Source organism: Corynebacterium drakensteinense, from assembly GCF_041224285.1.
Classification (GTDB): domain Bacteria; phylum Actinomycetota; class Actinomycetes; order Mycobacteriales; family Mycobacteriaceae; genus Corynebacterium.
This window is the reverse complement of sequence record NZ_JAXOFP010000011.1, coordinates 84,104-95,527: the sequence shown is the minus strand read 5'-3', so window position 1 is coordinate 95,527 and position 11,424 is coordinate 84,104. Positions and strand designations below refer to the sequence as shown.

The window sequence follows — 11,424 nt, the reverse complement described above, 5'->3', positions numbered from 1 at the left end:
AGCTTGGGGTACCGAACCCCGGTTGAGGTTGAAGACGCGTTTTGGGAACAAGATGAGTCTCGGGAAATAATGGAAAATAGGGTAAATGCCTAGGAACAAAACCCAGTACACTTCAACCCGTTGATACGTACGAAAGGCGAAGGCGAGCTGATGGTTATGCAGGTTGCAGATATCAAGACCGGCGTAATCCCCAAGACCGGTGGTGTTGGTGTCATTCCTTGGGCACTTGCCGGTGCGATCTTAATAGCCGTAGGATTCTTTGGATTGCGGCGACGTAACGCCTAGCTAATGACCACAGACCAGACCGCATAACAACGAACCACATAGCCCTTCTCTTGAGCAACGCTGTCAAACTCTAGGAGAAGGGCTTTGTTATGTATCGGAGTTGCAAGCTAGATTCCTCCGCTGTGGAAAACCCCGTATAGAAAACGAACTACACCGCCACGTCCGAGTACGGCATCAGCTCTGCAACGTAGGGGAACACCACTTCCATCAACAGGAAAAATGCCCCCACCGCGAGCAACACAGCGAGCAGAGTTTTCACTACCACGCCACCCGGCAGCAAATTCCACAATCCGCGATACATACCTCACCTCATTATCTTTCTGCGTCGCTCATCCTATTAGCTCGGCCCACCCCAGGCGGCCTTATCGGCCAGGCCCCAAGATCTAAACAGCCTCATCCAACGCCGCCGGGCGCTGCCCACTCGCCTTGTCCAGGGCTTCAACTTCCATCGCGTGCACAATCATGCGGTGACTATTCGAGAACCACGGGTGGCACGTCGTCAATGTCACCATCGATTCACTCGCCACCGGTGCACCTTCCTGGCTCAGATCGACACCAGGGATTGGCGCAATCACTCCAACATCGCCCGGGTGCGTGATATGCCGCCCGGCAATGCCAGAGTACTCATCAGCGAGCTTGGCGCGTTGCTCCTCATGAAAACACTCAGCCCCCACCGGCACATCTCCCCCATGCACGCCGTCTAGGGGCAACACGCGATAGGTGATCCACTGCGTAGCAGTCTCGACGACGATGGCGTCGCACGCATGCAAGTCTTCCAGGTGCACAAAAGGCGCCCCCTGCCCGATGCGGTGCCCAGCAATCGCAAAGTTGCCGATCTCGCCTGGCCCCTGCGTATCCACATAATGCCCCGGGCCAGCAGCCAAGATGTCCTGCGAAGTCCCCGCCAACACCGCGTATTCATAATCGGCACCCAGCCGCGGAATATAGATCCGACTAAACGCTTGCCCGTTATCCAGTTCAGCAACACCGTCGCCCGGCACGCCGCCACCGGTCTCCTTCCAGTGCTGCTCCATGCGCTCATTGGCTTGCGCCTGCAGCTGCCCTGACTTCACATTCGTCCAGAATGCTTCATAAAACACGAACAATACGATGAACAGCCCGGCGGTCAGCAGGATCTCGCCCAACAATCGCCGGAAACTAAACGGCTCAGGTTTCATGCGTTCTCCAATGCCTAATGTGTGAGCTTTATGCTTGCCGACGCCGCTGCGTAGCTAACCCACCAACTGCCAACAACAGTAGACCAGCGACCACACATCCCCAGACACCACGGCCACCGGTAAGCGGCATCTCGCCACGGGTGATGTTTCCGATATCCATAATCGCACGACCATCTTCGACTCGAGCACTCAGCACAAAGGGAGCTTCAGCCGATGAAGGAACATTGATGCCGAAGCCGTTGTTGCTTCCTTCGCCATAGGTAAGTTCAAACCGGATTGGCCCGGGAAGCAAAGAATAGTCTTGCGCATCGACCTGCGCCTGCAGCGTTGGTCTTGTAGTTTGTGGGGTTTGTTCTTCTACAAGGTAGTAGATGCCAGGAGTCAACATCGCAGTTTCTGCTTGATCACTGCTCCACACACGCTTGTCCCAATCAGGTTGATCCGCATGTTCGCCTGCAGCGGGATCATCAGCGCTCTTTGCTGCGTACACGGCAAATTTCGCGCCCACCAATGTGGTTTTATTCTCGCTGTCACGCTCGTCATAGTCGAAGGCCCTAGCTTCGAACTGAATCAGTGCATAATCCAGCTCCAGGCCGAAGTACTTCTCCACTTCGTTTTCTGGCACGGTCCGGTCTGCGTTGAATGAAAAATCAACGCAGAAAGGTTTCGGCGATCCTTCCGCTCCTTGCCCGCCTGTAGGTTGTGTTACGGCAGTGGCGAATGTTCCAGAAAGCTGTAGACCATCAATGTTGGTTTCGTAACGGGCCGTGATCTCTTCGGCTTCATTTCCGGTACCGAAACGAAGGGACTGAACACCGCTAATCGTGCCGCTTATATTTTTCTTAGCCGACAGCCGGAACCCAGTTACCGATGCCGTTTTGTCGGGTTGCACGCACAACTGGCGTCGTTGTTCCAGTATTTCGGTTCGAAACTCAAGCGCCCCTGGGCCCAGCGGTGATCGCTTATTCGGTTCTTTTAGGTTCCGTCCATGCTTATTGCGTCCGTGCAAATACATATCTACTTCCACGCGCGAGCTTGCCGGCACGGTGAACTCCCGTTGTTCCTTAAAATCGATACCGCCCCAACCGTTGCCTCCTTCAACTGCTGCAGCGTGGCCCGCATTTGCGTTAATCTGTTTAGAAAATATCTCCCTACCATCCGGGCCAATGATGCGTAGTTCCGCTGGTGCTTGTCCGCCGTCGACGTCGAATCCGTTTTGGTTTTGCACGCGGGCGATGAACGGACCCGAGATTTTCGCATCCTGTGTAATGGTGCGGGTCATCAACACGTGGGAGTTCTCTAGCCGATCCTCGGGCTCAATAATGGTGGTCAACTTCCCATTTTCTACATCCTTGTTCCATTCACGTGGATCCCCGTGATCAAAAACATCATCGACCCAAACATTCATCGCGAAGGCATCTGGAGGAACGTTGCCGCCTCCAGAGAGTGAAATATTCTCGACACGCAGCTCGTCGTTAGAGCCTTCCCAAATATTGATGCCGCAACGAGAGACATCAAACTCAATGACTTTGTTTCCGAACCGTTCCGTCGTGACATTGCGGCCCCTGCAAACTTCTCTATTTTTGCTAAAGCGAGCGCCATTTACCTCAAGGATCCGGTTATCCTGCGCATCTGTCCGGGTGAAAGCAATACGGATTCGTTTTACCTTCAGCTCTCTTTGAGCCTTCAGCCCTTGAACAAGGCTTGTCACCCCACCGCGGCCCCGGTTGTAAAAGAACCTCGCGGGCGACATATCTAAACGCCGCTCGCCTGCTATGGGTGCAGCAAACCACTCGAGACCATCGTCCATTTCCGCACCAGCTCCCCTAGGTTGACCTGCATTTCCTTCTTCACCAAAATCAGGCAATGATTCCACCGGTAGTTCGGTGTCCGTATTTACCGGGCTAGGTTCTTCTGCTGGTACAAGTGCGCCTGGCTCCACGGTACTTTCCACGGCTGATTCATCCGGTGATTCCGCCTCGGTTATTTGAGCCTCTTCAACCGTGTCCTCGGCACGTGCCTTCTGCGGCGACACCAGACCTGTGACACCAACAGTAACGGCAATTGCAATCAACAAGCTCGCGCTGGTTACCAGTGCATATCTGACAGATGCGAGCAGGGCCTGATGGTCCATGTTTTTGTGTCCGTCCGTTACGGCTCGCCAGGGCCTGCTTGTAGGTTTTTACCTGCGCGCCCAAGCGTGGGGTTTTTGCTCATTAAAGCATATTTAGTTGTGCTTACGACGACGCATGAGCACAATTCCCAGTACGATCAGTGCGACGCCAGCTAGCAACGCCCAAATCACGTTCGCACCGGTAACTGCCAACACTCCATCACGCGGGCGTTCGGTATCTCCGCCATCAGGTCGCTCCCCATTAGAATCGGGAGCGTCTGGTCCTTCTGGGCCGCCGGGTTCCCCCGGTTTACTCGGAGGAGTCCCCGGATCGCCTGGCTTTTCCGGTGTACCTGGTGGTGTTCCTGGTTCCTCCGGCGGGGTACCCGGTGGAGTCGTTGACGGCGTCTCCCCTGGATCAGGCTTCGTCACCAATACGTTGTCATAGCTGAAGTTCTCGCCCATGACGTCGCCAAGCGGCAAGATGACCAATTGCGGGCGGGATAGTCGCCACTCGTGGTCTTCATCGGGTGCGAATTCTTCAATCAAGTACAGCCCAGGGCCAAGCTGTTCGAATACCGCAACGCCGTCAGCGTTAGTCTTCGCTTCACGGGTTTCACTGAATCCTTCATGCCGTGCACGTTGAACGGTGTATTTCTTGGCCGACTCGCGACCTTCAGTCGTGGTCACGTCGACGCCCTGCACCTTGGATAGGCGGAACGTTAGCCCTTCCACCCCGCCGTAAGGCTTTTCCCCCGGTATCGGATCATCATGCGGATTCCGCGGCACCTTTTTGATGTTCAGCGTTTGTTCGCGCTTCGCTTCCATTTCGTCTGCGGACAAGTTTTGATCGTTACCAGTGATCACGCGTTCGTCGGCAAGCGAAACCGGTGCAGAAAACGCCACAGATGCCGCCACGGTTGCCGCCAGGCAAAAGCATCGAAAACTAGTTGCCACGACGATGCCTTCCAGGTGCTGGTTTGTTGTTACGAGATGACACATTCTTGTTCATGGCTACGCCTGCGACATCTTCTGCGCTTTGCTCATCGTCACCATCACCATTGTTAGCGGCTGCTTTACGACGTTCTTTGCGGATCCAGTGCAGCAAAAACGCGATGGCCAGCAGTGCGACGATCAGCAGGGCCCACATCCACCACTGCAAGATGGCGTTTTTCTGGTTGAATGCAGAGTCGTCTTCGGGATCCAGCGGTACTCGCTCAGCGTGAACAAGCAAGCGGTGGGAGTTCACCCCATACGGCGTACAGGTGATCAAAGTAATGAGATCTTTGTCTGGTTGCTGGGCCAGGCTTTCTGTCTCGTGTGGGAGCACTACCTCTGTGGAAGTCACCTGGTACTTCATTTTCTGGCCGAAGGTGTTGACATAAATCGCGTCACCTTCTTTCATATCGATGAGGTTATCCCACATCGTTGACGTCGTCAGGCCGGTGTGCCCGGTGATAACCGAATGGGTGCCTTCCCCACCAACTGGCAACGAAGTGCCGTACAGGTGGCCCAAGCCTTTTTGCAACACTTCTTCCGTCGTGCCGTGATAGACCGGTAAGGAAGATTCGATGGATGGAATCGACACTTGTGACATCGCAGGAAGCCCAGAAAGCTGGTCCATATAACGCAGATAATCCTGGTTATCCTCAGACACCCGAGCCAGCCACGGGTCCAGGATTGGCCCGCCGACGGAAGTCTCATTGTATTCGTGTGCTGCGTTGATGGCTGCATTCAGCTGTTCTTCGGGGAGGTCTTGAATCTGCGAGCTGTAGTCTTCGACAACTTTGCGCTGAATGTAGTTATTCCACTGGGTGGAAACCACCGGATATAAGAGAACCGAAATTCCCACCAAAATGATCAATGCCGGCACGACGACGCGGCGAAACACAGACGTTTCTTCTGGCTTTGGTGGCGCCGTGGTTTGACGGGTAGCAAGGGTCATTACAGTGGAACCCCGGTCTTTCTAAATAAGGCTAAATTAATGAAATTTTTATGTTGAATAGTTATTTTAAGTTCACTTAAACCCGATGCGCGATGCGTCGGGCGTAAAGTTATCTTCGTTTGAAGGGGCAATCAATGCGATTGCACCCTTCGCGTGAAGAAAACGCTGAAGCTCCTAAAGCTATTAGGCCTTTGCGGAGTTACGACGAGCGGCGTAAACACCACCGGCGATGATTCCGAGACCAAGCAGAGCTACGAGCAGGATACCCATGCCACCGGTCGATGGGAGGATTGGGCGTTCGGTGTCCGGAAGGTTAGTGATTTCCAAGGAAACACGACGAATCGTCTGGCCATCCCGGTCAACGAGTTCCTTAGACTCACGGCTAAGCGTTATTTCGTAAGGCTTGTCGGCAGTCTTGATATAGCCATCTGGAGCTTTAAGCTCGGTCAAGCAGTATTTGACAGTGTCTGCTGGAGCTTCATTGTTGATCCAATCAGAGACGTGAATACCTTCGAAGGTCAATTCTCCGTTTTCTCCAGTTACACCTTTTTGGATGTAATTGTCAGGAGTTTTACAGTCTGCTAGGCCAAATTCTGCTCCGGCGAGCTTAACCTCGTTATTGTTTTCATCTTCTTTGATGACGCGAATATTTCCAACGTATGTAACCACTTTGTCGTTGGGTGTTTCGAATTTCTGGTCCCCATCTGGGCCACGGAAAAATCCTGACTCATCCACACTGTTTTCAATATCTTGATCAGGTGCGTTCAGCAGCGTGGCTTCCACGGTGATGCGGACCTTGTCGCCTGCTTGCAGTCCAGCCGCCGCTGGATCAGCAAAAGTAATGCTGAAAGCTTTGTCTGCACCTTCGGCACGATTCTGAGTATTTGTTGGCAAATCTGCGTTCGTGTTTACTGTGTACGAAGCCGTGTCAATTGCTTCAGCTGGACCCGTTCCTCCAGGAATACGCTCAACCTTTGGGGCGAAATTTTCAGGAAGTTTTAACTCACTGCTGTCGAATGAGTCTCGGATCATGAGTTCTTTAAGTTCAGATCCTTCAGGTGCGCCCGGTACAATCCCTTCCAGCGTATAAGTGACAGTGCTTCGCTGACCAGTGCGGCCCTCAACTCCGTCAATTTCAGCATGCTTGTCGGCATCTACTACTTGCTTTGTGACAGAAACCGCAGAGTTCTTGGGGTACACGTGAACGTTAGAGTTCCACCCATTACCAGCTTCGTTCACCATTGGCACCAGGACAATGAATGGTTTGCTCGCTACAAAGCCTTGTTCATTGATGCCTCTAGGTGTACCGGTTTCTTCAACGTAGTACGCACCTGCAGGGAGCTTCGAAAACGACAGTTCACCCTGCTCATTCGTTTCGCCATTTTGCTCACTACCCCCGGCGGTAGCTGGCTTGTTACCGGCTGTGCGGTTCGCGTTAGAGTTGAAGTCGTTGGTCTTTTTCACCAAATCACGCAAACCAGCCTGCGTGCGAATGTCACCTTCTAAGCGCTCAATCTTGAATTTCGCCCCTGGTAATGGCGTACCACTAGCCTGAGAATCGATTTCACCCGTTGCATCGCGCAGCGACTGAGCATTCAAACGCTTATGCAGAGTCAAGGTGAAGTTATCTCCGGATGGGATAGCGGCAGCGCCAGGAAGGATTTGCCGAGCACCATCGACCAAATCTTCTTCAGTGACACCGGCCGGCAGGCCTTCGTTTGGATTAGGCGCATCCCCCTGCGCAAACGCAGGAGCGCCAGCACCGAACGATCCACCGAGTGTCAATCCCACTGCAACTGCGAGAGCCAACGGCTTAGAAATGGCTTTTGCCATGTTAGGTCCTTTCAAACAAGAACACCGACGCTAAGGAAACGAAAGGACCAGAATCTCCCTATCGACGGAAACAGGCTCTTCCCTGCCTTCTCAGCAGTGTCAAGTGAATTCAAATCATTCAATGACTACCCAATGCAGTCATCGATGAGAATATTAAAGTTTCGCTTACCCAATAACAAGATCGTTGAACAATCGAAGGCAAAATACCCCCACGATTTAACCCCGCCAATCACCCCACCCACGCGCAACGCAAAGACCGGAAACCTTTCGGTTCCCGGTCCGTATGCTGTGCGGCCTGAGGGGATCGAACCCCCGACCTACTGGGTGTAAACCAGTTGCTCTTCCAGCTGAGCTAAAGCCGCTTTCCCTCTGTGTGAGGTACTGGATTACCATAACATGACCACCATAATATTTGGCAAATCGCCAGCGTAATGGCCATTTTATGGAGTTATATCAAGTTAGTTATATAGGCTTAAACAGCAGCGCCTTTGGACTTGGTATAGCCACGGCCCACTAAGCACGAGGCTTGCCAGTCACCGAAGCGATCTGCCTTCGTCTGCACCATTCCAGCCAGCTGCGCAGACTCAGAGATCACACCAGGTTCCACAGTGCCCGGCTTCTGCGCGCCAGGGGTGAGCAACCAGATGCAGCCGCCGTCGGCAAGCGGAGTAATCGAGTCCACCAAACCGTCGACTAGATCGCCATCTTCTTCCCGCCACCACAGCAAGACGACGTCGCAAAGCTCGTCGGTCTCTGCATCCAACAACTCCTCGCCAATTACATCCTCAATGGCTTCGGAAATGCTGCTGTCGCAGTCTTCGTCCCAACCAACTTCTTGCACCACCATGCCTTTTTCGATTCCAAGACGTTGTGCAAGATCCTGGGTGCGCTCGTCGCCACCCGGAATGTCTACCACTGTGTTAATCCTTCCTGATGTTTCTCGAATACAGCTTGATAACAGCTACAAGCCACACCCTACAACGAATGAGCGCGAATGTGCGGCTTTTCGTGCGATTTGCTTAGGGTTGTTCAACTATCGAGGAGGGCGGGTAGCATGGATCCCACACACCCGCGCGCTACCGCAGCCACTGGCGGCCCCACCCCGGCGGCCCCAGATTCCGTAAGTAGTGCCGCTAAATGGTGCCAATTATCTGTGCAAGGAGAACAACAATGGCGGATCAATCCGACAACTCTGTAAACAACAAAAACCCCGCGCAGGATTTCGGCAGCGACGAATCCAACCACCCACTCATCCGGGACGGCGTTGCCTCCTACCTCAATGACCAGGACCCGGAAGAGACCCGGGAATGGATGGACTCGCTCGACGGTCTGCTAGAAAACGCCTCGTCCGACCGCGCGCGCTACCTGATGCTGCGCCTGCTGGAACGCGCCTCGGCCAAGCGTGTGCCGCTGCCGTCGTTGACCTCGACGGACTTCGTCAACACCATCCCCACCGACCAGGAACCAGAATTCCCGGGCGACGAAGAAATCGAGAAGCGCTACCGCCGCTGGATGCGCTGGAACGCCGCGGTAATGGTGCACCGCGCACAGCGTGAAGGCATCGGCGTCGGCGGCCACATCTCCACCTACGCCGGCGCAGCCCCGCTCTACGAGGTCGGCTACAACCACTTCTTCAAAGGCAAAGACCACCCATCCGGTGGCGACCAAGTCTTCTTCCAGGGCCACGCCTCGCCGGGCATGTACGCCCGTGCCTTCCTGGAAGGCCGCCTGGACGAAGAAGACCTCGACGGCTTCCGCCAAGAAGTCTCTCGTGGCCCGAACAACGGCCTGCCTTCCTACCCACACCCGAAGGGCATGGACTGGTTCTGGGAGTTCCCTACCGTGTCCATGGGTCTGGGCCCAATGAACGCCATCTACCAGGCACGCTTTAACAAGTACCTGGAAAACCGTGGCATCAAAGACACCTCCAAGCAGCACGTCTGGGCATTCCTTGGTGACGGCGAAATGGACGAGGCCGAATCCCGTGGTCTGGTGCACTTCGCTGCCCTGAACGGCCTGGACAACCTGACGTTCATCGTCAACTGCAACCTGCAGCGCCTCGACGGCCCAGTGCGCGGTAACTCGCAGATTATCCAGGAGCTGGAATCGTTCTTCCTCGGCTCCGGCTGGGACGTCATCAAGATCGTCTGGGGCCGCGAATGGGACAAACTGTTCGCCGCCGATAAAGACGGCGCGTTGGTCAACATCATGAACAACACTGCCGACGGCGACTACCAGACCTTCAAGGCCAACGATGGCGCCTACGTGCGGGAGCACTTCTTCGGCCGCGACGAGCGCACCGCCAAACTGGTCGAAGACATGTCTGACGACGAAATCTGGGCACTGCGCCGCGGTGGCCACGACTACCGCAAGATCTACGCCGCCTACAAGCGCGCCACCGAGAAGAAGGACGGCCGCCCGACCGCCATCCTGGCTCTGACCATCAAGGGCTACGGCTTGGGCCACAACTTCGAAGGCCGCAATGCCACGCACCAGATGAAGAAGATCGGCTTGGATGACCTGAAGCTGTTCCGCGACAAGCAGGGCATCCCGTTCAGCGACGAAGAGCTGGAGAAAGACCCAGCGCTGCCGCCGTACTACCACCCCGGCAAAGACTCCGACGAAATCAAGTACATGCTGGAGCGTCGTAAAGAACTCGGCGGTTACCTGCCGGAGCGTCGTGCGAAGTACAGCCCGATCGAGGTGCCACCGCTGGACAAGCTGCGCAGCGTGCGCAAGGGTTCCGGCAAGAACCAGGTCGCTACCACCATGGCGCTGGTGCGTACCTTCAAAGAGCTGATGCGCGATAAGGAACTGGGCAAGCGCGTCGTTCCAATCATCCCGGATGAGGCCCGGACCTTCGGTATGGACTCCTGGTTCCCAACCCTGAAGATCTACAACCCGCACGGCCAGAACTACGTGCCGGTGGACCACAACCTGATGCTGTCCTACACCGAGGCCAAGGACGGCCAGATGCTGCACGAGGGCATCAACGAGGCCGGTTCGGTGGCATCGTTTACCGCAGCTGGCACCTCGTACGCCACCCACGGTGAGCCGATGATTCCGCTGTACATCTTCTACTCGATGTTCGGCTTCCAGCGCACCGGCGACGGAATCTGGGCCGCCGGCGACCAGATGGCACGTGGTTTCTTGATCGGAGCCACCGCCGGCCGCACCACCCTGACCGGTGAGGGCCTGCAGCACATGGACGGCCACTCGCCAATGCTGGCTGCCACCAACCCGGCTGTGGTGACCTACGACCCAGCGTTTGCCTACGAGATCGCGCACCTGATCCACCGTGGTATCGACCGCATGTACGGCCCAGAAGGCGGCGAGGATGTCATCTACTACCTCACCGTCTACAACGAGCCAATGGATCAGCCTGCCGAGCCAGAAAACCTGGACGTCGAAGGCCTGCACCGCGGCATCTACCACTACAACACCGCCGAATCCGGCTCGATTCCGGCGAACATCCTGGCATCCGGTGTCGGCATGGTTGAGGCTTTGCGCGCACAGAAGATCCTGGCCGAAGAATTTGACGTCAAGGCGTCTGTGTTCTCCGTGACCTCCTGGATCGAGCTGGCCCGCGAAGCTGCCGCCCGCAACAAAGAAGCGCTGCAGCAGGGCAAGATCAACCCAGAAAAGCCATTCGTCACCAAGCAGCTGGAAGGCTTCGACGGCCCATTCGTTGGTGTTTCCGACTTCGGCACCGACCTGCAGAAGAAGCTGCGCCCATACGTGCCAGGCACCTACACCGCACTGGGCGCCGACGGCTTCGGATTTTCCGATACCCGTGAGGCTGCACGTCGTTACTTCAACATCGACGCCGAATCGATCGTCGTCGCTACCCTGCTGAACCTGGCGAAGGAAGGCACCGTGGACGAAGAGGTTGCCGAGAAGGCCGCCAAGAAGTTCCACTTGGATGACCCAACCAAGGCGTAGTTTGTAGCTGTAACTGGCGTCCGCTGTGTGCGGGCCCGGCTAGGTTGGAATCCGCTGCGTGCGGGCTCTACCTCGGCGCCTAGCACCTGCCCCGGCTGGAATTCGGTTTCTGGCCGGGGTTTAGTGCG

At 55.5% G+C, this 11,424-nt stretch carries 9 protein-coding genes and 1 tRNA gene; 2 read left to right on the top strand and 8 right to left on the bottom strand.

Translation table 11 applies throughout. The annotated features are described in order from the left end of the window. Nucleotides 1-120: 120 nt before the first annotated feature. Nucleotides 121-285, top strand: a complete 165-nt coding sequence (locus U1140_RS07790; RefSeq protein ID WP_369847011.1) for an LPXTG cell wall anchor domain-containing protein — start codon at nucleotides 121-123, stop codon at nucleotides 283-285. Between the two features lie 148 nt (nucleotides 286-433). On the opposite strand, the gene U1140_RS07785 is transcribed toward U1140_RS07790, so the two are convergent. From U1140_RS07785 to U1140_RS07750, 8 genes are all read right to left on the bottom strand, one after another. Further along, complete coding sequence (locus U1140_RS07785) at nucleotides 434-586, bottom strand: hypothetical protein (RefSeq protein ID WP_369847010.1); 153 nt, start codon at nucleotides 584-586, stop codon at nucleotides 434-436. A gap of 82 nt (nucleotides 587-668) precedes the next feature. After that, complete coding sequence (locus U1140_RS07780) at nucleotides 669-1,463, bottom strand: class E sortase (RefSeq protein WP_369847008.1); 795 nt, start codon at nucleotides 1,461-1,463, stop codon at nucleotides 669-671. Between the two features lie 28 nt (nucleotides 1,464-1,491). Then, entirely contained in the window at nucleotides 1,492-3,597 is a 2,106-nt protein-coding gene (locus tag U1140_RS07775) for a prealbumin-like fold domain-containing protein (protein ID WP_369847007.1), read from the bottom strand. A 93-nt stretch (nucleotides 3,598-3,690) separates the two neighbouring features. Continuing rightward, entirely contained in the window at nucleotides 3,691-4,533 is an 843-nt protein-coding gene (locus U1140_RS07770; RefSeq protein WP_369847006.1) for an LPXTG cell wall anchor domain-containing protein, read from the bottom strand. Continuing rightward, nucleotides 4,523-5,521: a class C sortase gene (locus tag U1140_RS07765; RefSeq protein WP_369847005.1), complete on the bottom strand. Its 999-nt coding sequence runs from the start codon at nucleotides 5,519-5,521 to the stop codon at nucleotides 4,523-4,525. The genes U1140_RS07770 and U1140_RS07765 overlap by 11 nt, the downstream gene beginning before the upstream one ends. Nucleotides 5,522-5,704: 183 nt before the next feature. Next, a complete protein-coding gene (locus tag U1140_RS07760; protein WP_369847004.1) occupies nucleotides 5,705-7,354 on the bottom strand; it encodes a SpaH/EbpB family LPXTG-anchored major pilin in 1,650 nt (549 codons plus the stop codon). 289 nt (nucleotides 7,355-7,643) lie between these two features. After that, nucleotides 7,644-7,716, bottom strand: a tRNA-Val gene (locus U1140_RS07755). Between the two features lie 110 nt (nucleotides 7,717-7,826). Continuing rightward, entirely contained in the window at nucleotides 7,827-8,270 is a 444-nt protein-coding gene (locus U1140_RS07750; protein WP_369847002.1) for a DUF3052 domain-containing protein, read from the bottom strand. Between the two features lie 254 nt (nucleotides 8,271-8,524). Here U1140_RS07750 and aceE point away from each other — a divergent pair, with 254 nt between their 5' ends. Beyond that, nucleotides 8,525-11,296 carry a pyruvate dehydrogenase (acetyl-transferring), homodimeric type gene (aceE, locus tag U1140_RS07745; RefSeq protein WP_369847001.1) on the top strand — a complete coding sequence of 924 codons (2,772 nt, stop codon included), beginning with the start codon at nucleotides 8,525-8,527 and terminating at the stop codon, nucleotides 11,294-11,296. Nucleotides 11,297-11,424: the final 128 nt, after the last annotated feature.